Origin of the sequence: Micropruina sp., from assembly GCF_047602085.1 — a bacterium.
Lineage (GTDB): Bacteria > Actinomycetota > Actinomycetes > Propionibacteriales > Propionibacteriaceae > Micropruina.
Window position 1 is genome coordinate 621,858 of record NZ_JASGID010000002.1, and the last position, 22,045, is coordinate 643,902.

24 protein-coding genes are annotated in these 22,045 nt (G+C 68.7%); 16 read left to right on the plus strand and 8 right to left on the minus strand.

The annotated features are described in order from the left end of the window. The first annotated feature begins 61 nt into the window (after positions 1 to 61). From QM721_RS03645 to QM721_RS03720, 16 genes are all read left to right on the plus strand, one after another. On the plus strand, positions 62 to 1,096 hold the full coding sequence (locus tag QM721_RS03645) for an aspartate-semialdehyde dehydrogenase (protein WP_415120100.1): 1,035 nt from the start codon (positions 62 to 64) through the stop codon (positions 1,094 to 1,096). Continuing rightward, a complete protein-coding gene (proC, locus tag QM721_RS03650; protein ID WP_415119087.1) occupies positions 1,093 to 1,899 on the plus strand; it encodes a pyrroline-5-carboxylate reductase in 807 nt (268 codons plus the stop codon). The genes QM721_RS03645 and proC overlap by 4 nt, the downstream gene beginning before the upstream one ends. A gap of 118 nt (positions 1,900 to 2,017) precedes the next feature. Continuing rightward, a complete protein-coding gene (locus QM721_RS03655; protein WP_415119089.1) occupies positions 2,018 to 2,230 on the plus strand; it encodes a helix-turn-helix domain-containing protein in 213 nt (70 codons plus the stop codon). A 156-nt stretch (positions 2,231 to 2,386) separates the two neighbouring features. Continuing rightward, complete coding sequence (locus QM721_RS03660) at positions 2,387 to 3,472, plus strand: ABC transporter substrate-binding protein (protein ID WP_415119091.1); 1,086 nt, start codon at positions 2,387 to 2,389, stop codon at positions 3,470 to 3,472. A 6-nt stretch (positions 3,473 to 3,478) separates the two neighbouring features. Next, positions 3,479 to 4,531 (plus strand): FecCD family ABC transporter permease, encoded by a 1,053-nt coding sequence (locus tag QM721_RS03665; RefSeq protein ID WP_415119093.1) that lies wholly within the window; start codon positions 3,479 to 3,481, stop codon positions 4,529 to 4,531. Next, positions 4,528 to 5,604, plus strand: coding sequence for a FecCD family ABC transporter permease (locus tag QM721_RS03670; RefSeq protein WP_415119095.1), 1,077 nt, complete (start codon positions 4,528 to 4,530; stop codon positions 5,602 to 5,604). The genes QM721_RS03665 and QM721_RS03670 overlap by 4 nt, the downstream gene beginning before the upstream one ends. Further along, positions 5,601 to 6,419, plus strand: a complete 819-nt coding sequence (locus tag QM721_RS03675; protein ID WP_415119097.1) for an ABC transporter ATP-binding protein — start codon at positions 5,601 to 5,603, stop codon at positions 6,417 to 6,419. Before QM721_RS03670 ends, QM721_RS03675 begins: the two co-directional genes overlap by 4 nt. A gap of 163 nt (positions 6,420 to 6,582) precedes the next feature. Continuing rightward, positions 6,583 to 6,684, plus strand: a complete 102-nt coding sequence (locus tag QM721_RS03680; protein ID WP_002550589.1) for a 30S ribosomal protein bS22 — start codon at positions 6,583 to 6,585, stop codon at positions 6,682 to 6,684. 9 nt (positions 6,685 to 6,693) lie between these two features. Then, positions 6,694 to 6,933 (plus strand): glutaredoxin family protein, encoded by a 240-nt coding sequence (locus QM721_RS03685; RefSeq protein ID WP_415119099.1) that lies wholly within the window; start codon positions 6,694 to 6,696, stop codon positions 6,931 to 6,933. A gap of 56 nt (positions 6,934 to 6,989) precedes the next feature. Continuing rightward, positions 6,990 to 7,640 carry a histidine phosphatase family protein gene (locus QM721_RS03690; RefSeq protein WP_415119101.1) on the plus strand — a complete coding sequence of 217 codons (651 nt, stop codon included), beginning with the start codon at positions 6,990 to 6,992 and terminating at the stop codon, positions 7,638 to 7,640. Beyond that, the gene (locus QM721_RS03695; RefSeq protein ID WP_415119103.1) at positions 7,640 to 8,194 is read left to right on the plus strand and encodes a TlpA family protein disulfide reductase; all 555 of its coding nucleotides are present in this window, start codon (positions 7,640 to 7,642) and stop codon (positions 8,192 to 8,194) included. Before QM721_RS03690 ends, QM721_RS03695 begins: the two co-directional genes overlap by 1 nt. Positions 8,195 to 8,244: 50 nt before the next feature. Next, positions 8,245 to 8,955 carry a cytochrome c biogenesis CcdA family protein gene (locus tag QM721_RS03700; protein WP_415120102.1) on the plus strand — a complete coding sequence of 237 codons (711 nt, stop codon included), beginning with the start codon at positions 8,245 to 8,247 and terminating at the stop codon, positions 8,953 to 8,955. Continuing rightward, positions 8,955 to 10,562: a cytochrome c biogenesis protein ResB gene (locus tag QM721_RS03705; RefSeq protein ID WP_415119105.1), complete on the plus strand. Its 1,608-nt coding sequence runs from the start codon at positions 8,955 to 8,957 to the stop codon at positions 10,560 to 10,562. The genes QM721_RS03700 and QM721_RS03705 overlap by 1 nt, the downstream gene beginning before the upstream one ends. Further along, positions 10,559 to 11,548 carry a c-type cytochrome biogenesis protein CcsB gene (gene ccsB / locus QM721_RS03710; RefSeq protein WP_415120104.1) on the plus strand — a complete coding sequence of 330 codons (990 nt, stop codon included), beginning with the start codon at positions 10,559 to 10,561 and terminating at the stop codon, positions 11,546 to 11,548. Before QM721_RS03705 ends, ccsB begins: the two co-directional genes overlap by 4 nt. Positions 11,549 to 11,671: 123 nt before the next feature. Beyond that, positions 11,672 to 13,057: a mycothione reductase gene (locus tag QM721_RS03715; protein WP_415119107.1), complete on the plus strand. Its 1,386-nt coding sequence runs from the start codon at positions 11,672 to 11,674 to the stop codon at positions 13,055 to 13,057. Next, complete coding sequence (locus QM721_RS03720) at positions 13,054 to 14,229, plus strand: glycoside hydrolase family 3 N-terminal domain-containing protein (RefSeq protein ID WP_415119109.1); 1,176 nt, start codon at positions 13,054 to 13,056, stop codon at positions 14,227 to 14,229. Before QM721_RS03715 ends, QM721_RS03720 begins: the two co-directional genes overlap by 4 nt. A 7-nt stretch (positions 14,230 to 14,236) precedes the next feature. Here the strand turns inward: QM721_RS03720 and QM721_RS03725 are convergent, their stop codons facing one another. From QM721_RS03725 to QM721_RS03760, 8 genes are all read right to left on the minus strand, one after another. Then, a complete protein-coding gene (locus QM721_RS03725) occupies positions 14,237 to 15,118 on the minus strand; it encodes a DUF2510 domain-containing protein (RefSeq protein WP_415119111.1) in 882 nt (293 codons plus the stop codon). Positions 15,119 to 15,149: 31 nt separating this feature from the next. Beyond that, a complete protein-coding gene (gene pstB, locus QM721_RS03730) occupies positions 15,150 to 15,929 on the minus strand; it encodes a phosphate ABC transporter ATP-binding protein PstB (protein ID WP_415119113.1) in 780 nt (259 codons plus the stop codon). A gap of 15 nt (positions 15,930 to 15,944) precedes the next feature. Next, positions 15,945 to 17,003, minus strand: a complete 1,059-nt coding sequence (gene pstA / locus QM721_RS03735; protein ID WP_415119115.1) for a phosphate ABC transporter permease PstA — start codon at positions 17,001 to 17,003, stop codon at positions 15,945 to 15,947. Further along, positions 17,003 to 17,986: a phosphate ABC transporter permease subunit PstC gene (pstC, locus tag QM721_RS03740; protein ID WP_415119117.1), complete on the minus strand. Its 984-nt coding sequence runs from the start codon at positions 17,984 to 17,986 to the stop codon at positions 17,003 to 17,005. Before pstC ends, pstA begins: the two co-directional genes overlap by 1 nt. An 82-nt stretch (positions 17,987 to 18,068) precedes the next feature. Beyond that, positions 18,069 to 19,160 carry a phosphate ABC transporter substrate-binding protein PstS gene (gene pstS / locus QM721_RS03745; RefSeq protein ID WP_415119119.1) on the minus strand — a complete coding sequence of 364 codons (1,092 nt, stop codon included), beginning with the start codon at positions 19,158 to 19,160 and terminating at the stop codon, positions 18,069 to 18,071. A 96-nt stretch (positions 19,161 to 19,256) separates the two neighbouring features. Continuing rightward, positions 19,257 to 19,685 (minus strand): hypothetical protein, encoded by a 429-nt coding sequence (locus tag QM721_RS03750; RefSeq protein ID WP_415119121.1) that lies wholly within the window; start codon positions 19,683 to 19,685, stop codon positions 19,257 to 19,259. Beyond that, the gene (locus QM721_RS03755) at positions 19,685 to 20,824 is read right to left on the minus strand and encodes a C39 family peptidase (RefSeq protein ID WP_415119123.1); all 1,140 of its coding nucleotides are present in this window, start codon (positions 20,822 to 20,824) and stop codon (positions 19,685 to 19,687) included. The genes QM721_RS03750 and QM721_RS03755 overlap by 1 nt, the downstream gene beginning before the upstream one ends. Before the next feature lie 182 nt (positions 20,825 to 21,006). Continuing rightward, positions 21,007 to 22,020: a LacI family DNA-binding transcriptional regulator gene (locus QM721_RS03760; protein WP_415119125.1), complete on the minus strand. Its 1,014-nt coding sequence runs from the start codon at positions 22,018 to 22,020 to the stop codon at positions 21,007 to 21,009. Between the last annotated feature and the right edge of the window lie 25 nt (positions 22,021 to 22,045).

Below are 22,045 nucleotides of genomic sequence, written 5' to 3' on the forward strand. Positions count from 1 at the left end.
TTATTGTCCCTGCACTGTCCACGCCGAGCACGCGCGCAGGTCAGGAGTACACACCGATAGGCTGGTGCTCATGCGTGTGGGAGTTTTCGGTGCCACCGGCACCGTCGGCAATGTGATGCGGTCGTTGCTGGTCGAGCGGGATTTTCCGATCAGTTCCGTCCGGTTCTTCTCCTCGGCTCGCTCGGCCGGGCGGACGCTCGACTTCAAGGGCACGCCGATCACCGTCGAGGACACCGCCACCGCGGATTTCTCCGGGCTCGACATCGCGCTGATGTCGGCGGGTGCCACGATGTCGCGCGAGTATGCCCCCAAGGTGGCGTCGGCCGGTGCGCTGGTGGTCGACAATTCGTCCGCCTGGCGCAAAGATCCGGACGTCCCGCTGGTGGTCAGCGAGGTGAACCCTGAGGATGCGGTCAATCCGCCCAAGGGCATCATCGCCAACCCGAACTGCACCACGATGGCCGCGATGCCGGTGCTCAAGCCGCTGCACGACGCGGCGGGCCTGCAGCGACTGATCGTCGCCACCTACCAGGCGGTCTCCGGTTCGGGCGTGAAGGGCATCAACGCGCTGGTGTCGCAGACCCAGGACGTCCGTGACCCGTCCGGTTTCGCCTTGGACGGACGCGTCGACGAGGTCGCTGACACCACGCCGTACCTGGCGCCGATCGCGTACAACGTGATTCCGGTGGCCGGTTCGGTGGTGGACGACGGTACGGACGAGACCGACGAGGAGCAGAAGCTCCGCAACGAGTCCCGCAAGATCCTGCACATTCCCAACCTCGCCGTGTCCGGCACGTGCGTCCGGGTGCCGGTGTTCTCCGGGCATTCGCTGGTGATCCACGCCGAGTTCGCCGAGGAACTGAGCCCGCACCGAGCGCGCGGCATTCTCGCCACCGCGCCCGGGGTGGCCCTGGCTGACGTCCCGACCCCTCGGCTGGCGGCCGGCAAGGACCCGTCCTTCGTGGGCCGGATCCGCACCGATCAGTCGGTTCCCGACGAGCGTGGCATCGTGCTGTTCGTCAGCAGTGACAATCTGCGCAAGGGTGCGGCGCTGAATGCCGTCCAGGTTGCCGAACTGCTGGTGACGAACCGATGACCCGGGTGGCGGTGATCGGCGCCGGCGTGATGGGCGAGGCGCTGGTCAGTGGATTGTTGCGGGCCACCTGGTCCTCCGACGACATCGTGGTGGCCGACCGGCGCGACTTCCGGCGCGCCGAGATGGCCGCCGCGCACGGCGTCCGGGCGACCGGGAACGCCGAGGCGGCCTCTGAGGCGGACACGGTCATCCTGGTGGTGAAGCCGCAGGATGTCGGTGCGGTGCTGCCCGAGATCGCCTCGGTGCTCAAGCCGGGAACGCTGGTGGTCTCGCTGTGCGCGGGGGTGACCACCGCGCAACTGGAGAGCCACCTGCCCGACGGCACCGCCGTCGTCCGGGTGATGCCGAACACGCCGGCCCTGGTCGGCGAGGGGATGGCCGCGGTATCGGCGGGCACGAGCGCATCCGAGGCGGACGTGGCCCACGCGATGGAGTTGATGACCGCGCTCGGCAAGGCGATCACCGTGCCGGAGGCGTACCAGGACGCGGTCACCGCCATCTCGGGCTCGGGCCCGGCCTACCTGTTCTTCGTGGTCGAGGCGATGATCGACGCCGGGGTGATGCTCGGCCTGCCGCGCGACATTTCCGCTGCTCTGGTCAAGCAGACCGTCTTCGGCTCGGCCAAGCTGTTGATCGAATCGGGCCAGCATCCGACGGTGCTGCGCGAGCAGGTCACCTCGCCCGGCGGAACCACCGCCGCGGCACTGCGCCAGTTGGAGGACCACCGGGTCAAGGCGGCGTTCATCACCGCCATGGAGGCCGCTCGCGACCGCAGCCGGGAACTGGCCCCGCCGGCCGGGTGAATCTGTGGGCAACCCCGATCAGGGGGCTGCCCTGGCGCCCGGTCGGCAGGTATGGTGTCGCTCACATCTGCCGCCGCCGGGGGAATCGGCGGAGTGCCGAGCACCGGAAAGAGCGCTGATGAACGACTCCGCCAACCCAGCTATGCCGCTGTCGGCGGTCAATCTCTTGAAGGTCACCGAGGTGGCGGCAATGTTGCGGGTGTCGCGAATGTCGGTCTACCGGTTGATTCATGCCGGCGAGCTCGAGGCCGTCCGGTTCGGACGCAGCTTCCGGGTGCCGGCGCGGGCGGTGGACGCCTACCTGCGCGATTCGTTCTACGACGCCGGCTGAGCGGGCAGGGCCGGGGCCGCATCGCTGCGGGGCGAGTTCCGGGTTGTGGCGACACCCTGAAACGAGCCTGAGATTTAGGTTACGCTAACCTAACCAAATTACGTGGCCATCAGCGCCAACCGGCACGCACGCCGGTACACCGATGAAGGAAAACTCATGATGAACCGCACTGCGGCGCGCGTCGGCGCCGTATTGTTCGCGGGCGCTCTGGCGTTGAGCGCCTGCGCCGCCCCCGCCCAGACGTCCGGGTCGCCGGCCGCCAGCAGCGCCGCCTCCAGCTCGACCCCGGCCCTGGTCCCGGCCGCCGAGGGCAAGACGACCTACCCGCTCACCCTCGACACCCAGTGGGGCAGCACCGAACTCAAGCAGCGCCCGGAGCGGATCGCCGCGGTGACTCCGTCCCAGGACGATGCCGAGATCCTCGCAGCCCTCGGTGTGACCCCGGTTCTGGCCAACGAGTACACCAAGGATGTGTGGCTGGAGGAAGCGTTGTCCCAGCCGATCCCGAACCGATTCAACTCCGATGACGCGACCTTCCCGGTCGAGCAGATCGCGAAGGCCGAGCCCGATCTCATCGTCGTGCTCAACACCGACCTCACCGACGACTTTGCGAAGCTCTCGACAGTCGCTCCGGTTCTCGCGATCAACCAGTCGGCCGGCACCGAAGGCACCGTGGCCAATGACTGGGAGGCCAACATCCGGCGGATCGGCGAGGTGCTCGACCTGCAGGCCGCCGCGCAGAAGGTGCTCGATGACGAGGAAGCCTTCTTTGCGAACTTCCGCACCGAGAATCCCGATCTCGCAGGGCTGACCGCCAGCTATGTCGTCTACTACGGCGACAGCGGAGGCCTGCAGTTCCACTCCAGTGTCGGCAGCCCGGCAGAGTCGGTGCTGGAGCGGATGGGGCTGGCCCAGAACCCGAACGCCGCCACATTCAAGTACCGCCAAGAGGTCAGCCAAGAACTCCTGGCCACGATCGACGCCGACGTCATCATCTTCTCCGACAACTCCGGCGGTAAGCACGCCAAACTCACCAAGCAGCCGCTGTTCAAGAAGCTGAAGGCGGTGCAGGCCGATCACCTGATCCTGATCGACAACCAGTCAAAGAGCAACACCTTCGTGATCGACGGGGTCAGCTACGACGGCAACCTGCCGTGGGCGCTGGCGCGCAGCGGCCCGCTGTCGGGCACGTGGGCAGCGAGCAAGCTCGCTCCCGCGCTGAAGGCGACCCTCGCCGCCTGAGCGTCCATGACAACGAGTCCGACCGTGCTCGCCCCGAACGGGCCGGCATCGCCCGCGATGCCCGGTCTGCCGGCTCGGCGCACGGTCGGACTCGCCGTTTTGGGGGTCGCCCTGGTGGGGGCCATCGCTGTGAGCCTCGCGGTGGGGGCCAACCTGCTGCCACCGGCCGAGGTGTGGCGAGGGCTCGTCCACCCAAGCGAAGCCGACGCTTCGATCATCGTCTGGACCCAGCGCATTCCGCGGACGGTCGTTGGCATCGTCGTCGGTGCCGCGCTCGGCGTCTCGGGCGCGCTGATCCAGGCGCTGACCCGTAACCCGTTGGCCGACCCGGGCATTCTCGGTGTCGACGCCGGTGCCGGTTTCGCGATCACCGTCGGCATCGGGTTGTTTGGAGTGACCAGCATCGACCGGTTCATCTGGCTATCGTTCGCCGGTGCCGCCGCCGCAACGGTGCTGGTCTACGTCATCGGTTCGGCCGGACGTGGCGTCTCGGCGATCACCCTGGTGCTCGCCGGTGTCGCGCTCAGCGCGGTACTGGGCGGGGCGTCGACGTTTCTCGCCCTGATCGACCAAGAGACCTTCCGGGCAGTGAACAGTTGGGGGGCCGGCTCCATCACCCGCGCCGGCCTCGACGACATCGCCACCGTGTTGCCCTTTCTGCTCGCCGGACTGGCCCTAGCTCTGCTGCTGTCCACTGCACTCAACTCCTTGGCGCTGGGCGACGATCTCGCCACGGCGCTGGGTGCCAACGTGGTTCGCACCCGGTTGCTCGGACTGGTCTCGGTCACCCTGCTCGCCGGGGTTGCGGCCGCGTTGGCTCCCGGCATCGTGTTCGTCGGTTTGATGGTTCCGCACGTGGTGCGCTGGTTCGTCGGCCCCGACCAGCGCTGGATCGTCGCCTGCAGCGCGGTCGCCGCGCCCGTGCTGGTATTGGTCTCCGACGTGGTGGGGCGGATCATCGCCCGGCCCGGCGAGATGGAGGTCGGCATCGTGACGGCGGTGGTCGGCGGGCCGGTGCTGATCGCGCTGGTCCGGCGCCGGAAGGCGAGCGGACTGTGACTGGACGCGCCGCGGTGAACTTCGGCTACCGCGCCATCACCCTGCGAAACCCCGCGGTCTCGGGGCGCATCGGGTTGCGCTCGGCGCTCACCACGCTGGCTCTGTTCGGCACGGCGGTGCTGCTGGCACTAGGGGCGGTGTTCTTCGGGGACTACCCGCTCACCGTTGCCGACGTCGCAAACGCCCTGCTCGGCCGCCGCGGAGGTTTCGCAGCCAAGGTGGTCGTCGAGTGGCGGCTGCCGATCGTGATCGCGGCCGTGTTCTTCGGCGCGATGCTCGGCATCGGCGGTGCCATCTTCCAGTCGTTGACCCGCAACCCATTGGGATCGCCGGACGTGATCGGCTTCGATTCCGGTTCGTACACCGCCGTGGTCGTGATGATGCTGGTGTTCCGGGCCCAGAGCCATTGGACGATCGCGGTCGCCTCGATGCTCGGCGGCCTGCTCACCGCGCTGGCGGTCTATCTGCTCGCGTACCGGCGCGGCCTGCAGGGCTTCCGGCTGATCATCGTCGGCATTGCCGTTGCGTCGATACTCGGTTCGGTCAACACCTACCTGATCACCCGAGCCGATATTCGCGACGCCCTGCAGGTGGGCTTTTGGGGTGCGGGTTCGCTCAGCAGAGTTTCCTGGTCGAGCCTGATGCCTTCGCTGGCGGTGGCAGCGGCGATCGTCGCCGGCTGCGGGCTGCTGGCGGCGGGGCTGCGCACGCTCGAACTGGGTGACGACGCGGCGGCCACCCAGGGCGTCGCTGTGGGGCGTACCCGCCTGGCACTGTTGGTCGTGGGGGTCGCCACCACCGCCCTGGTCACGGCGGCGGCCGGCCCGATCGGCTTCATCGCCCTGGTCGCACCTCAACTCGCCCGCCGGATCGCCCGGACGCCCGGCGTCAGCCTGCTGACCGCGGCGGCCATGGGGGCGATGCTGCTCAGTGCGGCACACCTGCTCGCCCAGTACATCTCGTCGGTCTATCGGTCGATCCCGGTCGGGCTGCTCACGGTCTGCGTGGGCGGGATCTACCTGATCTGGCTGCTCATCCGCGAAGCCCGCATTCAGGCAGGAGTGCCACGGTGACAGATTCGGCCAGCACCCCTCGATTGCTCGCCCGGGAGGCGACGATCGGCTATGACCGGGCGATCGTTTCGCAGAACCTGACCGTCGGCATTCCCGACGGCTCGTTCACCGCGATCATCGGCCCCAACGGCTGCGGCAAGTCCACCCTGCTGCGCGCCTTCGCCCGAGTGCTGGCGCCCGCTGCCGGGCAGGTGCTGCTGGACGGGACCTCGCTGCAGGCCATCCGGTCAAAGGAACTGGCCCGCGAGCTCGGCCTGCTGCCGCAGAGCTCCCTGGCGCCCGACGGCATTCGGGTGGCCGACCTGGTCGCCCGCGGGCGCGCCCCGTACCACTCGATGTTCCAGCACTGGACCCAGGCCGATGAGGCCGCCGTCCGCGATGCCCTGGCCGTCACCCGGCTGACCGAACTGTCCGGACGGCTGGTCGAGGAGCTTTCCGGGGGGCAGCGGCAACGGGTCTGGGTGGCCATGCTGCTGGCTCAGCAGACGCCGGTGATGCTGCTCGACGAACCGACCACCTTTCTCGACATCGCCCACCAGTTCGAGCTGATGGAGTTGTTGCGCACCTTCCACGATTCGGGCAAGACCGTCGTCGCGGTGCTGCACGACCTGAACCAGGCGGCCCGCTACGCCTCGCACCTGATCGTGATGAAGGACGGCACGGTGGTTGCGGCAGGAAGTCCGCACCAGGTAATCACCGTGGAGTGCATCGAGGAGGTCTTCGGCCTGCGGGCGCTGGTGATCGACGACCCGGTCACCGCGACGCCGCTGGTGGTTCCGCTCGATCCGCGCTCGGCACCGCTGCATCCGGGTTGAGCCGACCGCGCGCGGGTCATGGCGCGGTTTCGACAAGCCCAACCACCACTCGGTAAGCTTTCGGGGTTGGCTGGATGCCCAGCCAGATCTACCGGGGCGGCGTGCCCCGCACAGCAACGAGGTATACCCGGCCCGCCGTGGGCCGACATCGAGAGGTCAGAGCGTGGGTTCGGTCATCAAGAAGCGCCGCAAGCGGATGGCGAAGAAGAAGCACCGCAAGCTGCTGAAGAAGACGCGCATTCAGCGTCGCCGCGCCGGCAAGTAAAACCGGCCGATGCCCGGCCCGCGGGTGACGATCGTCGTGCGCGACGGTTGTCACCTGTGCGACGATGCCGTGGCGCTGGCGAGGCGGGTCTGCGCCGATCTGGGTGCTGGCCTGGCCGTTCGCGACGTCGATGCCGACCCGGCGCTGGCCCAACACGCCGATCATGTGCCGGTGACGTTCGTGGACGATCGCCGGCTCGCCATCTGGTTTCTCGACGAGCAGCAGTTACGGGCCGCGCTGGCCGGCTGAGCCGGGGGCGTCCCGTATTGTTGGAGGCCGAGCAAGCGAAAGGCCGACCCGACACCATGCAATCCGTCGTTCATCTGGTACGCCACGGCAAGGTGCACAATCCTGACGGAATCCTGTACGGACGGCTGCCCGGCTTCGGGCTGAGCGAGGTCGGCCGGGCCATGGCGCAGCGCCTGGGCGAGCACTTCGCCGAGGTTCCGCTCACCCACCTGCGCTGCTCGCCGCTGCAGCGGGCCCGCGAGACGATGGCCCCGATCGCCGCCAACCACCCCGATATCGAGGTGGTGACCGACGAGCGGGTGATCGAGGCCGCCAACTACTTCGAGGGCACGAACTTCGGCAGGTACAACGAGAAGCTGCTGTTGCCGAAGAACCTGTGGCAATTGCGCAACCCACTGCGGCCCTCGTGGGGCGAGCCGTACCCGTCGATCGTCGCCCGGGTGCGGGCCGCGATGACCGATGCGGCGGTGGCCGCCGGTGACGGCGGCCAGGCGGTGGTCGTGATGCACGAGCTGCCGATCTGGATCTCGCGGCTCGCGGCCGAGGGACGATCGCTGGTGCACGATCCGCGCAAGCGCGAATGCCGACTGGCCAGCGTCACCTCGTTCACCCTGATCGACGACCGCATCGTCGCCGTCGACTACGCCGAGCCGGCCGCCGACCTGGTGCCGGCCAAGTCGGCGGTGCTGTTCCGCCCCGGTTCGTGATGCGCCGGCTGGCCGTCCTGCTCGTCGTCGCGGTGCTCGCGCTGAGCGGGTGCACCGGGTCGGTGAGCAGCGACGGCGGCTTCGTCAGCGGCGACGGCACGATCAGCACCATTGCGGTGGAGCAGCGGGTGGCGGCACCGCAGATCGACGGCACCACCCTTGAGGGCGAGCCGTGGAGCAGCACCTCGGTCAGCGGCAAGGTGATCGTCTACAACGTGTGGGGCTCGTGGTGCCCACCCTGCATCAAGGAGGCGCCCGCGCTGGTGCGGGCAGCGAACCGCACCGCGCAGACCGCCCAGTTCGTCGGGCTGAACACCCGCGACAGCGGCAAGCCGCAGGCGCAGGCCTTCGTCCGCGAGTTCGAGGTGCCCTACCCGAACCTGTTCGACCCGGCCGGCGAGCTGGTGCTGCGGTTCGCCGGCGAACTGCCGCCCAGCTCGATTCCGAGCACGCTGATCGTCGACGCCCAGGGCCGCATCGCCGCCCGGGTGCTCGGCGAGACCACCGAGTCCACCCTGGTCGGGCTGATCGAAGACGTGGCGGCGGGCCGCTGATGATCGCTTTTGAGATCGGCGACTGGGCCCGCGAAGCCATCGGCGGATCAATGGCGCTGGCCGTCCCCGTGGCCGTGCTGGCCGGCCTGGTGTCGTTCTTCTCGCCCTGCGTGCTGCCGCTGCTGCCCGGCTACCTGAGCTACGCCAGCGGGCTCAGCGCCGCCCAGTTGCAGTCGGGGCAGCAGCGCGGCCGGGTGCTGGCCGGCACCATGCTGTTCGTGGCCGGCTTCGCGATCGTCTTCGTGTCGGGCGGGGTGCTGTTCGGCACGCTGGGCACCACCCTCATGCGGTGGCGCGGCACCCTGAACCTGATCGGCGGCGTGCTGGCCATCGCGCTGGGCCTGGTGTTCGCCGGCTGGGTGCCGTTTCTGAACAGCACCGTGCGGCTCAACCTGCGGCCGCGGGTGGGCCTGGCCGCGGCACCTCTGCTGGGGGTGGTGTTCGCGCTCGGCTGGACGCCCTGCATCGGGCCTGCGCTGCAGGTGGTGCTCACTCTGGCCCTCAACGAGGCCACTGCGCTGCGCGGCGCGGTGCTGGCGCTGGCCTACGCACTGGGCCTGGGCCTGCCGTTTCTGGTGGCCGGGCTGGCGCTCGACCGGTTCGGCGGCACCGTGGCGTTCGTGCGCCGGCATCACCGGACGTTGCAGGTGGCCGGCGGCTTGATGATGATCGCCGTCGGGGTGCTGCTGATCACCGGTGGCTGGGATGCCCTGATGGCCTCGCTGCGGCAGTGGGCCGCCTCCTTCGGAACGGTGATCTGATGCCTGCCGATAAGTACCTGATCGACGCTGAGACCGCGGACGCCGAGACCGGGGCCGAGGTCCCCCCGCAGCGGCGGGCGGGCGGGCTGCGTTGGTCGGAGACCCTGCGCTGGCTGTGGACCCAACTCACCTCGATGCGCACCGCGCTGGTGCTGTTGTTCGCGCTGGCGCTCGGGGCCATTCCCGGTTCGCTGCTGCCGCAGCGTCCGACTTCGCCGGTGCGGGTGAGTGAGTTCATCGCCAACAACCCGCAGTTGGGCGGCTTCTATGACGCGATCGGCCTGTTCGACGTGTACGCCTCGCCCTGGTTCGCGGCCATCTACCTGCTGTTGTTCGTGTCGCTAGTGGGCTGCATCATTCCCCGCATCGCCGTCTACCTGCGCGGGTTGCGCGCCGAGCCGCCGCGCACGCCGCGCAATCTGGGCCGGCTGCCCGCGCACCTGGCCTTCGCGGCGGCGGGCGACGACGCGCTCGACCGGGCCGAGCGGGTGCTGCGGGGGCGACGCTTTCGGGTGCGCCGGTTCGACGATTCGGTCAGTGCCGAGCGCGGCTACCTGCGCGAACTGGGCAACCTGGTGTTTCACGTCTCGCTGGTGTTTCTGCTGTGTGGGGTGGCCTGGGGCGCTCTGTTCGGCTACAAGGGCACCGTGGCCGTGGTCGAGGGGCAATCGTTCAGCAACACCCTGACCCAGTTCGACGATTTCACCGCGGGCGGCATGTTCCGGGCCTCGCAACTGGTGCCGTTCACCGTGAAGCTCGACTCGTTCGAGGCCAAATTCGAGACCGGCCCGGTGCAGCGGGGCGCGGCACGCTTGTTCCGGGCCAACACCACCACGACCCTGAACGGGGTCAGCACCGATCAGACGCTGGAGGTGAACCATCCACTGGTGCTGGGCGGCAGCACCGTCCACCTGGTCGGGCACGGCTACGCCGTCGACGTCACGGTGAAGGACGCCCAGGGCCGGGTCGCGTTCGAGGGGCCGGTGATCCTGCTGCCGCAGGACGGCAATTTCCAGTCCGTCGGGGTGGTCAAGGCGCCGTTCGCCCGTCCGGAGCGGCTGGCGTTCGAGGCGTTGTTCCTGCCCACCGCGGTCGACACCGATAATGGCGGGGCCTCCGCCTTTCCCGACGCGCTGAACCCGCTGCTACTGCTGAACGCCTGGCACGGGCTGCCCAAAGAGGCGACCGGCGTGCCCGAGAACGTCTACTCCCTCGACACCACCGGCCTGACCCAGTTCACCGTCGACGGCAAGCCGTTGCGGTTCACCCTCGAGCCCGGTCAGAGCTACAAGCTGCCGGACGGCTCGACGATTCAGTTCAACGACTGGAAGCGCTGGGTGAGCCTGCAGGTGTCGAGCACGCCGGGGCTGTGGCTGGTGTTCGGTTCGGTGCTGGTGGCAGTGGCGGGGCTGTGCCTGTCGCTGTTCGTCCGCCCTCGCCGGGTGTGGGTCAAGGTGACCGAGCAGGGGGTCGAGGTGGCCGGGCTCGACCGCACCGAGGGCCGGGGCGGGCTGCACGACGAAATCACCCTGATCGCCGACGGACTGGGGCTTGCGCAGGTGCCCCCCGACGGCGCAGGCTCACCGCAAAGCGACGAGGAGAACTGATGGCCGAGTACTGGTCGAACCTGGCGATGGTGACTTCGGTGGTGGTCTACCTGCTGGCCCTGGCCGCCTTCGCCGCCGAGTGGGCGGCCGCGCGCACGCTGCAGCCCGAGGCGGCTCCGGCCGCGGTGTTGGTGGGCAGCGGGGCCGCGTCGCCGGCCGGCGAGGTGACCGCAACCGCGTCTGCCGGTGACACGGCGTCTGCCGGTGACACGGCGTCTGCCGGTGACACCGCCGCTCGCATTCGGATCGACATGTTCGGACGCATGGGGTTGGGCCTGGTGCTGGTCGCCTGGGTGCTGCATCTGACCGGCGTGATCTGCCGGGGCATCGCCGCGCAGCGGATGCCCTGGGGCAATATGTACGAGTTCGTCACCGCCGCGATGCTGTTCATCGTCACCGGATTTCTGGTGCTGGCGTTTCGCGGCGTGCGCTGGCTCGGGCTGCCGGTGACCCTGTTGGTGGTGATCGGCCAGGGGCTGGCCGTCACGGTGCTGTACGTGGCGGTGGCGCCGCTGGTGCCGGCCCTGCACTCGGTGTGGTTCGTGGTTCACATCGTGGCCGCGGCGGTGGCCGGTGCCGCCTTCAACCTGGGCGGGCTGTTCTCGATCCTCTACCTGATGAAGGCCCGGGCCGTGCGTCGCGACAAGGTGCGGGGCTACCTGGCCAAGCTGCCTTCGCCCGAGCGGATCGACGAACTCGCGTACAGGTTTCACGCGTTCGCTTTTCCGCTGTGGACCTTCGCCATCGCCGCCGGCGCAGTGTGGGCCGAGTACGCCTGGGGACGGTTCTGGGGCTGGGACCCGAAAGAGACCTGGTCGCTGGTCACCTGGGTGGTCTACGCCGGCTACCTGCACGCCCGGGCAACCGCGGGCTGGCGCGGCAAGCGGGCGGCCGTGGTGGCGATCGTCGGTCTGGTCTGCTTCTGGTTCAACTTCGTGGGCATCAACCTGCTGGTCTCGGGTCTGCACTCCTACGCGGGCATCTAGCGAAGCGCTGATTTTCGCCGGTCGAGCGTGCCGAGACCGCGCATATGCGTCTTGCGCGGCCGACGAAGCCCGAGGTGGCGCTGCTGTGGCCCGCGTGTCACACGGTGGTGACACAATCGCTGCATGCGCCACTTCGATCTGTGTGTGATCGGCTCGGGCTCGGGCAACAGCATCATCGACGACCAGTTCGGCGATCAGCAGGTCGCGCTGGTCGACGCGGGGGCACGCTTCGGCGGCACCTGCCTCAACGCGGGCTGCATACCGACCAAGATGTACGTCCACCCCGCCGATCTGGCGGCGTCGGTCGACCATGCCCGGCAGCTCGGTGTGGGGCTCAGCCTGGGCGCGGTCGACTGGCCCGCCATGCGCGACCGCGTCTTCGGCCGCATCGACCCGATCAGCGCGGGCGGCGAGGCCTGGCGGCGCGACAGCCCCAACGTCACGCTGTATCGCGAGGCGGCGCAGTTCACCGGCCCCAAGCAACTGCTGATCGGCGACGAGACGATCACCGCCGACACGATCGTGCTGGCGGCCGGCTCGCGGCCCCAGTTGCCGCAACTGCCGGGCCTGGACGACCCGGGCGTCGCCGAGCGGGTGCACACCTCCGACGACATCATGCGGCTGGACGCCCTGCCCCGATCGCTGGTGATCATCGGCGGCGGATTCGTTGCGGCCGAGTTCGCCCATGTCTTCGCCAGCTTCGGCACCGAGGTCACGCTGCTGCAGCGATCGGAAGTGCTGCTGCGCAACGAGGACGCCGACATCGCCCAGGCGTTCACCGACCAGCTCGCCCAGCGGGTCAACGTGCGGCTGAAGCAGAGCGTGGTGGGGCTGGAACGCACCGAACGTGGCACCGTGATGGTCGAGAGCGTCGACCCCGACGGCATTCACTACGACTTCGAGACCGAGCGGGTGCTGATCGCCCGGGGCCGGGTGCCGAACTCCGACCTGCTCGACCTGCCCGCCACCGGGGTGGCCACCCACCCCGACGGGCTGGTGGTCGTCGACGACCACCAGCAGACCTCGGTGAAGGGCATCTTCGCCCTCGGCGACATCTGCTCGCCCAGCCAGCTCAAGCACGTGGCCAACCACGAGGCCCGGGTGGTGCAGCACAACCTGCTGCACCCGCGGCGGATGCGCAGCGCCGACCACCGGTTCATTCCGCACGCGGTGTTCAGCGACCCGCAGGTCGCCTCGGTGGGGCTGACCGAGCAGCAGGCCGAGCAGTCCGGACGCCCTTTCGTGACCGCCACCCAGCGCTACGGCGACGTCGCCTACGGCTGGGCGATGGAGGACGACGCCCACTTCGTGAAGCTGATCGCCGACCCGCGCAGCAAGAAGCTGCTCGGTGCACATCTGCTGGGGCCGCAGGCGGCCACCATGATTCAGCCGCTGATTCAGGCCATGTCGTTCGACCTGGACGTGCCCAGCATGGCCCGCGGCCAGTACTGGATTCACCCCGCCCTCACCGAGGTGGTCGAGAACGCGCTGCTGGCGCTGAAGCTGTGAGGCGGGCCGCCGCGCTGGTGGCGATCGGCCTGCTGGCCGCGTGCACGCCGGCACCGAGCCCCACCGCCCCGGCACCCATCACGTCACCCACCGCCATGGCGCCCAGCCCGACGTCGACCTCGAGCGCGTCCGCGCCGTCCTCGCGCTCCTGCGCCACCGCGATCGTGGACGACCTGTCGCTGGCCGAGCGGGCCGGGCAGTTGGTGATGGTCGGGGTCAGCAGCGCGTCGCCGTCCGAGCTGGCCGTGCTGAAGGCGCACAAGATCGGCTCGGTGATTCTGCTGGGCCAGCACGCCGACGGCGTCAGCGGCGTGCGCAAGCTCACCGCCCGGCTCGCCTGGAAGGGCCAGAAACTGCCGTTGCTGGTCGCCGTCGATCAAGAGGGTGGGCTGGTGCAACGGCTCAAGGGCAAGGGGTTCGACACCATGCCGTCGGCCGAGGTGCAGGCCGGCTGGAGCAACGCCGTCCTGCGGGCGAAGGCGACCCGCTGGGGGCGTCAGTTGGCCGCGGCCGGCGTCACCTGGACGCTCGCCCCGGTGGCCGACGTGGTGCCCGGCACCATGGCCGCGCGCAACCGTCCGATCGGGGCGCTCAACCGCGGCTACGGGTCGTCGCCGGCGACGGTGCGCGGCAAGGTGACGGCGTTCATCCGCGGCATGAGCGAGGCGGGAGTGGCCACTTCGGCCAAGCATTTTCCGGGCATCGGCCGTGTGGTCGGCAACACCGACTTCACCGCGGGCGTGAAAGACACCCTCACCACCGCCGACGACCCCTACCTGCTGCCGTTCGAAGGCGCGGTCGAGGCGAACGTGCCGAGCATCATGGTGTCGACGGTCACCTACACCAGGATCGACGCCAAGAAGCCGGCCGTGTTCTCAGCCGCCGTCGTCGGACTGCTGCGCAGCACGCTGCACTTCGACGGTGTGGTGATCTCGGACGACCTCGGGGCGGCCCGGTCGATGGCGGCAGTACCCGCCAGGCAGCGGGGCATCGGATTCGTGAAGGCCGGCGGTGACATTGCCATCACCGTGGCGCCCGCCCGGGCCACGGCCTTCGTGGGCGGCATCGTGACCGCCGCGAAAGGCAGTGAGGTTGTGGCCGGCCAGGTGCGTCAGGCGGCGATCAGGGTGCTCACCATGAAGATCGAGCAGGGGCTCGTGCCCTGTCGCTGACCAGCCGTCAGCTCTCGACCTTCAGGTCGGCCATGGCCGCTCTGGCGTCGGTGACCAGTTGCGGGTCGGCGTTGTCGGGAATCGAGGCGTAGAAGATGCTCGACGACTCGGCCTTGGTGGCGACGATAAGAATGATCGCCAGCTCGCCCTTGGCCTGCAGGTTGGGAATGTCGAAGCTCAGGTGCGTCTCGACCAGCCAGGCGTCCTTGCCGTCGACCTTGGTGGCCTTGTTCACCTTGTCGTCGCGCACCACCTCGGCGTCGTCGTAGAAGACGCCCATGATGCACTTGACCACGATCTCGGAGCCCTGCTGAGGGCTGAAGAAGCCGTCTCCGGCGACCAGTTCGCCGACCAGCACCGAGGCCACCCAACTGTTGTTGTCCTTGTAGTTGGGCTCGATGGTGACGGCCTGCACCAGCACGTCACGCCCGAACGGCACCCGGATCTCGGGGGCGGGTTCCGACCACGGGCTGCCGAGTTGCGGGTACGACAGCGCACCGCCATGCACCCGGCCGTCCGCCGAGGTCGCCGCCGAGGTCGCCGTGGTGGCCACCTGTTTGGGGCACACGTTCTGAGTGGGGTTCGACCCGGCGGAGGAGCTGCCGCCCAGCAGGCCCCCCAGATTGCGAAAGGCGAACCAGGCCAGCACGGCCAGCACCATGACGATCACGCCGACCACCAACCACCAGCCGGTCTGCGAACGGCGCTGGTCGGGATTGTGCTGCTGCTGGCCGGTGGAATGCCCCGGGCCGCCGATGCCGCCGATGCCGCCGACCGGCGGCGCCTGCGTCGGGTTGTTGGTGATCGCGGCAGACCACGACGATCCGGTCCAGTAGCGGTACATGCCAGGCTGGCCGCCCGGGTCGGGATACCATCCTGCGCTGCTCACTCCGCCGATTCTAGCCAGCGCCGCTGAGTGCTCAGCCGAAGCGTCCGGTGATGTAGTCCTCGGTGGCCTGTTCGTCGGGGGTGGAGAAAATCTTCTCGGTCGGGCCCATCTCGATCAGCTTGCCGGGCGCCCCGGTGCCGGCGATGTTGAAGAATGCGGTCTCGTCCGACACCCGCGCCGCCTGCTGCATGTTGTGGGTGACGATCACGATCGTGTAGGTCTCTTTCAGTTCCTGCACCAGGTCTTCGACGGCCAGGGTCGAGATCGGGTCGAGGGCCGAGCACGGCTCGTCCATCAGCAGCACCTCGGGCTGCATGGCGATGGCGCGAGCGATGCACAGCCGCTGCTGCTGCCCGCCCGAGAGGCCGGAGCCGGGCTTGTCGAGCCGGTTCTTCACCTCTTCCCACAGGTTGGCGCCGCGCAATGACTTCTCCAGCAGCTCGTCGGCGTCTTTCGACTTCAGGCGCTCGGCGTTCAGCCGGTAGCCGGCCAGCACGTTGTCTTTGATCGACATGGTGGGGAACGGGTTGGGCCGCTGGAACACCATGCCCACCTGGCGCCTCACGTTCACCGGGTCGACCCCGGGCCCGTACAGATTGTTGCCGTCGACCAGCACCTCACCCTCGACGTAGGCGCCGGGAATCACCTCGTGCATGCGGTTCAGGGTGCGCAGAAAGGTCGACTTTCCGCAGCCGGACGGCCCGATGAAGGCCGTCACCGAGCGTGGCTGAATGGTCATGCTGACGTCTTCCACGGCCTTGAATTTGCCGTAGTAGCAGTTCAGGTCGTTGACCTCGATACGTTTCGACATGGGTGAACTCTCTGGTCAGCGCCCGGTGCGAGGGGCGAAGCGTTTGGCGATGAAGCGTCCGATCAGGTTGAGCACCATGACCAGCACGATCAGGGTGAGTGCCCCTGCCCAGGCGCGTTCGTTGTAGAACGCGCGCTGCACGCCGGGGTGGGCGTACTGGTCGTAGACGAACACCGGCAGGGTCATCATCGGGTTGGCGAACGGGTTGGTGTTGATCGAGTTAGTGAATCCGGCGGCGATCATCAGTGGTGCGGTCTCGCCGATGATTCGGGCGATGGCCAAGATGACGCCCGAGACGATGCCCGACAGTGCCGTGGGCAGCACCACCGCAATGATCGTGCGCCATTTCGGAACCCCCAGCGCATAGGCAGCCTCGCGCAGCTCGTTGGGCACGATGCGCAGCAGCTCCTCGGTGGCGCGCACCACGATCGGGATCATCAGCACCGACAGCGCCATCGAGCCGGCAAAACCGTTGATGGTGCCCGGCCCGAACACGATCGCCATCAGCGCGTAGGCGAACAGCCCGGCCACGATCGAAGGAATGCCGGTCATCACGTCGACGAAGAAGGTGATGCCGCTGGCGAGGGCTCCCCGGCCGTACTCGACCAGGTAGATGGCGGTCATCAGGCCGATCGGCACCGAGATCACCGTCGCGATGCCGGTGATGATCAGCGTGCCGTAGAGCGCGTGCACGGCACCGCCGCCGGCCCCGATCACATTGCGCATCGACCAGGTGAAGAATTGGGCGTCGAAGCGCGGCAGGCCGCTCGACAGCGTTTCCCACAACAGCGACACCAGCGGCAACAGGGCCAGCAGAAAGGCACCGGTGACCAGGCTGGTGGCCATGCGGTCGGCCGCCCGGCGTCGGCCCTCGACGCTGCGCGAGAGCAGATAGCTCACCGGCAGAAAGATCACTGCGGCAAGCACCACAGTGCTGCCGAAGTCGAAGCCGCCCAGCGCCAGCGAGTCGATCGTGCCGGCGGCCAGCAGCGAGCCGGCCAGTGTCGCGGCGGTGGCGAAGCGAGGCAATTGCCCGGCGGTGAGCGGATTGGTGGTGACGGTGGTCGAGGTCATCAGTTGGCCCCCGAGAATTCCTTGTAGCGGCTCACGATCAGCCGGGCGATCGAATTGACTATCAGGGTGATCACGAACAGCACCAGGCCGCCGGCGATCAATTGGTTGGTCTTCAGGCCGTACGCCTCGGGGAAGTTCTGGGCGATCACGGCGGCGATGGTGTTGGGGTTCTGCGAGGTGAGAATCTCCAGGGTGATCACCGGGGCGCCCGAGAGCACCATGGCCACCGCCATGGTCTCGCCCAGCGCCCGGCCCAGGCCGAGCATCACGGAGCTCACCACGCCGGCGCGCCCGAACGGCAGCACGGTCATGGTGATCATCTCCCACCGGGTCGCGCCCAGGGCCAGCGCGGCCTCCTGATGCAGCACCGGGGTCTGCAAGAACACCTCGCGCGACAGTGAGGTGATGATCGGCAGAATCATCACCGCCAGCACGATCGCGGCGGTGAGCAGGGTGCGTCCGGTGCCCGAGGCCTGACCGCCGAAGAACGGAATCCAGCCCAGGTTGGTGTTCAGCCACAGGTACAGGGGCTGGACGGCAGGTGCGAGCACGATCGAGCCCCACAGCCCGAACACCACCGACGGCACGGCGGCGAGCAGGTCGATCACGTACCCCAAGCCCGAAGCGAACCGGCGCGGGGCGTAGTGCGAGATGAACAGTGCGATGCCGATCGAGGTCGGCACGGCCAGCAGCAACGCCCAAAACGACGCCCAGACGGTGCCCCAGGCGAAGGGCAGGATCCACGACCAGAATTGTCCGTAGCCCTTCGCCTCAAGCTCGGCCGGGGGTGTGGTCAAGGCCGGGAAGGCCTGCATCAACAGAAAGCCGGCGACCATGGCCAAGATCACCAGGATCGTCACGCCCGAGCCAGTGGACAGGCCGCTGAACACCCGGTCGCCGATGCGGCGACGTGGCTTTGCCTGGGCTGGTTCGGGGGTCGGGGTGGGGGTCACCTCCCGGGTGGACTGCGTCACGCTGGTCATTCTTTCGCTCGAATCTGCAGGGACGATAGGGGCTCGTGCCGCGGGCGCCCGCCCGGGGTCACCGGACGGACACCCGTCGGGGTCACTTGATCGAGGCGACCGCCGTGGCGACCTTGGCCTGCCACGCGGTGCTCAGCGGTGCGCTGCCCGCGGCCTCGGCGGCCGCCTTCTGGCCCTCGGCCGAAGCCGCATAGCCGATGAAGCCCTTGACCAAGTCGGCGGCGGCCGAATCTTTGTAGGTCTGGCAGACCAGCGCATAGCTGACCAGCACGGCCGGGTAGGCGTCCTTCGACAGGCGGTTCAGCTTCAGCGCCAGATCGTTCTCGGGCCGGCCGGCCACCAGGCTCGACTCGTCGAGGATCTTCGCGGTGGCCTCGGCGGTCGGGCTCAGCCACTTGGTGCCCACCTTGAGCTGAGCGTGGCTGAGCTCCTTGGCGGCCGAGGCGTCGGCGTAGCCGATGGTGTTCGTACCGGTGGTGACGGCGTCGACCACGGCCGAGGTGCCCTTGGCGGCCTCGCCGCCGAAAGTGGTGGGGAAGGTGTCCGAGGCAGCCTCGGTCCACACCGAGGGCGCCGCCTGATTGAGGTAGTCGGTGAAGTTGTTGGTGGTGCCCGAGTCGTCGGAGCGGTGCACCGCGGTGATGTTCGCGTCGGGCAACTTCGCGTCGGGGTTCGTGGCGGCGATCTTGGCGTCGTTCCACTTGGTGATCGTGCCGGCGAAGATGCCGGCCAGGGTCTCGGGGTCGAGCTTGAGTTCCTCCACGCCCTCGACGTTGAAGATCACCGCGATGGGCGACACGTAGACCGGCAGGTTGAGCGCGCTGGATTCGGTCGTGCAGCCGGCGAATTTCCCGGCGCCGAGTTCCTCGTCCTTGAACGGACGATCCGAGCCGGCGTACTGCACGGCGCCCGAGATGAACGCCTCGCGGCCCGCGCCGGAGCCGTCCGGTGAATAGTTGATAGTCACGCCCGAGTGGGCCGACTGGTAGTCGGCGATCCACTTCTGCTGCGCCGCCGACATCGAAGACGCGCCCTTGCCGGCCAGCGTGCTGGTGGTGGTGCTGCCGGTGGAACCGGTGCCCGGGTTGGCGGTCTCGTTGGTGGCGCAGGCAGACAGGGCCAGCGCTCCGGCGGCCAACAGGGCCACCGGAGCGCCGAGCGTGGAGATCTTCACGGCTTTCCTTTCGCGAGTGGGAGCGAAACGCTCCGCAACGCACGGTAGGCAGCCGAGACGACGCAATGGTTGGTTGCGGGTGAACACCGGGTGAACTCAGCCGGTGACCTGGTCGGGACGCGGCCGCGACCACCACGCCGCCGTGCCGGCCACGAAGACGAAGCCGGACGGCATCGGCACCCGCCAGGCGAGGTGGTGGTCGGGCGCACCATCGTGGCTGAGCACCGGCTCCCCGACCGCCCGGTCGCCGCTGAACCGTTCCGCCCGTTCCCGGATGCGTTCGGCGTCGAGCCAGTCACCGGCCGGCACCGGAGACGGGAAGGACGAGCTGCGCAGCAGCACGTCGCCGTCGAAGACCAGGAACCCGAGCAGGTCGTCGCCGCGGACCGCCGGGACGAACCAGCGGTGGCTCGCGGCGGCGTCCGACTCGATGGCAATCGCCCCGCCGGCGGTGGTGTCGGCGGGGAACCCGAGGCCGGGGAGCAGGCGCGCGGCCCGCTCCCCGGCTGCTGCTGCGACGTCCATCACACCAGGGTGACCTGTGCGGTGAAGGTTCGTCGATACGTGCTGGCGTTGTAGTTCTCCCACCGGGTGATCACGCCGGAGTTCGGCGGCCAGGGGTCGTAGACCAGCAGGCCTTGGAATCCGGTGCCGAGCAGCCACCGGGTGTCGGTGTAGCCGGCCACCGCCCGGGAGTGTCCCGGAATGAACGAGATCAGCGGACGGTTGGCGTTGATCTCGCTGCGGAACCTGCTGAACGGATTGGACGTGTACATCGTCGCGTTCAACGCGTTGCCGGTCAGCTTCTCGATAACCGTCACCACGAGGCTGTCGTTGGCGTAGGGCAGCCCGTTGGGGTTGTCCACAGTGCCCAGCCCGAGTTCGTCTGCGAGCCGCACCTGGCTGTACTCGTAGCGGTAGAAGTCGAGCAGCATCTGCACGCTGGCCCCGACACACCACACGTTGGTCTGCTGACCGCGCAGTTCGAAGCAGGTCTCGTGGTCGGTCAGCCTGGTGCTGTAGTGCAGTCCGCGGCTGATAGACAGCCGCAGGTACTTGCTGATGTCGAACACCGAGATCCGCAGCGGGGTCAGACCCAACTGGTCGGCCAGGCTGCTGATCGTCTCGATCTCGGCCTCGAACCGAACGGCCCGCTTCTCGGCGCTTCGGCGCAGCGAGTCGAAGTACGACCAGCGGCTGAAGTTCTCGGCGTCCCGTTGCGGCTCGTCGGGTATCGGCAGCCAGGTGAACAGCTCGAGCATCGCCACCTCCCGGTCACCGGCCAGAAACTGGATGGCCAGCTTCGGATAGCTGTACGCGACGAACCGAACCTGGTCGAAGCCCTCGTCGAGACCCTGCTCGCGCAGTGCCTCGTGGGCCTGTTCGAGCAGTCGCTCCGGTTGCCACTCGGCCCCCTGGACGGCCGCCATCGTCAGCGCGCCCACCCGGGAGTCGGCGGCGACGTCCAGCCAGCCCGATGTCCGCTCGCCACGCAGCCGGGCACGCCACAACAGCACCTCGCCGTTCACGTCGAAGACCTCGGTCGGTTCGGGATCGATCTCGCTGTCTGCCAGCTCCGCCGGCAATGCCTGTGCCGAGACCAGCAGGCTCGCCTGGTGTGCGGCGAGCGTGAGCGCCCGCTCTCGGTCAATCGTCGGTGCCATGGGGCTCCTCCTTCGCTTGGGTTTGCGATGGGTAGGAGCGCTTCCGCAACGGCCCAGGTACACCGCGGCACCAAGGGTGGCACTAGTACCACCGCACGCAGTCGGGCGCGGTCACACCCGCGGCTTGTGCCACTCCACGCAGACCGTCTCGTCGTCGGCCGACGGGCGCCTCTCGATCGAGGCTAAGTTCTCGCCCCGGGCGGCTGACCCAACGTGCGGCCGTGCACGAGCCGACCCGGTAGGCGAATGTCGGCGATGGTGGTCTGGTCGCCGCGCAGCCGGCGCTCCATCAGGTCGAGGGCCTCCTTGGCCAGATGTTCGACCGGCTGCGCGACGGTGGTCAGGCCGAACAGCGGTGACCGGTACGGGCCGACCCCGTCGAAGCCGGTCACCGACACCTCATCCGGGCAGCGGACGCCCCATTCGTCGAGGTATTCCAGAATGCGAACCGCCGCCATGTCTTCACCAGCCATCACCGCGGTGGCACCTGCGTCGATCGCGGCGCGGAGCCCGTCGCGCAATTGCCTGCTGTCTTCGGTGCGGCTGGCGATGATCGTCGTGCGTACCTCAGAGACCACCAGGCTGGTGAGAAAGTTGGCGGTGCGGGCGTGTAGCGCGTGGGCCAGCTCGTTGCTCGAGGCCGTGACCGCCACATGGGTGTGCCCGGCCCGCGACACCTGCTCGGCCAGGCCGATCTCACTCTCTGCTGCAACGTGCACGGCGTCTACCCCGGGCCGGACCAAGCCGAGCCCGATGGTCACCGTGGGCACGAACGACGCGGCGTACTCCACGGCCTGGGCCGAGGCCCGACCGGAGGCGATCAGAATGCCGCCGACGCCGTGCCCCAGCAGGGTCTGCACCGCACGCGTCTGGCGGGGCACGTCGTCGCCGCCGCTGGCGGTGAGCAAGTCGACATCGCGGCCTTCGGTCTCGGTCTGCAACTGAGCTGCCAGCGCGCCGTAGAACGGACGCTCGGCGGCGCGGATCAGCAGGCCGATCGTGGTCGCGCGCGAGCTCGCCAAGTCGGCCGCACGCAGGTCGCGGACGTACCCGAGCTCGCGCGCGGCGTCGGCGACCGCCGCCTGGGCCGTGGCGCTGACCTTCGGGTGCCCGTTCAGCGCGCGGCTGGCGGTGCTGTGCGAGACCCCGGCGGCACGGGCGACATCAAGCATCCGCACCCGGCTCCTGCGCTCCATGGCAACCCTCCCGCCGTGACGATCG

Bases quoted from the DNA above. Each gene is read 5' to 3' on its own strand.
- proC (WP_415119087.1), top strand. From the start codon at position 1,093: ATGACCCGGGTGGCGGTGATCGGCGCCGGCGTGATGGGCGAGGCGCTG.
- QM721_RS03655 (WP_415119089.1), top strand. From the start codon at position 2,018: ATGAACGACTCCGCCAACCCAGCTATGCCGCTGTCGGCGGTCAATCTC.
- QM721_RS03660 (WP_415119091.1), top strand. From the start codon at position 2,387: ATGATGAACCGCACTGCGGCGCGCGTCGGCGCCGTATTGTTCGCGGGC.
- QM721_RS03665 (WP_415119093.1), top strand. From the start codon at position 3,479: ATGACAACGAGTCCGACCGTGCTCGCCCCGAACGGGCCGGCATCGCCC.
- QM721_RS03685 (WP_415119099.1), top strand. From the start codon at position 6,694: ATGCCCGGCCCGCGGGTGACGATCGTCGTGCGCGACGGTTGTCACCTG.
- QM721_RS03690 (WP_415119101.1), top strand. From the start codon at position 6,990: ATGCAATCCGTCGTTCATCTGGTACGCCACGGCAAGGTGCACAATCCT.
- QM721_RS03695 (WP_415119103.1), top strand. From the start codon at position 7,640: ATGCGCCGGCTGGCCGTCCTGCTCGTCGTCGCGGTGCTCGCGCTGAGC.
- QM721_RS03700 (WP_415120102.1), top strand. From the start codon at position 8,245: ATGGCGCTGGCCGTCCCCGTGGCCGTGCTGGCCGGCCTGGTGTCGTTC.
- QM721_RS03705 (WP_415119105.1), top strand. From the start codon at position 8,955: ATGCCTGCCGATAAGTACCTGATCGACGCTGAGACCGCGGACGCCGAG.
- QM721_RS03715 (WP_415119107.1), top strand. From the start codon at position 11,672: ATGCGCCACTTCGATCTGTGTGTGATCGGCTCGGGCTCGGGCAACAGC.
- pstB (WP_415119113.1), bottom strand. From the start codon at position 15,929: ATGTCGAAACGTATCGAGGTCAACGACCTGAACTGCTACTACGGCAAA.
- pstA (WP_415119115.1), bottom strand. From the start codon at position 17,003: ATGACCTCGACCACCGTCACCACCAATCCGCTCACCGCCGGGCAATTG.
- pstC (WP_415119117.1), bottom strand. From the start codon at position 17,986: ATGACCAGCGTGACGCAGTCCACCCGGGAGGTGACCCCCACCCCGACC.
- QM721_RS03750 (WP_415119121.1), bottom strand. From the start codon at position 19,685: ATGGACGTCGCAGCAGCAGCCGGGGAGCGGGCCGCGCGCCTGCTCCCC.
- QM721_RS03755 (WP_415119123.1), bottom strand. From the start codon at position 20,824: ATGGCACCGACGATTGACCGAGAGCGGGCGCTCACGCTCGCCGCACAC.
- QM721_RS03760 (WP_415119125.1), bottom strand. From the start codon at position 22,020: ATGGAGCGCAGGAGCCGGGTGCGGATGCTTGATGTCGCCCGTGCCGCC.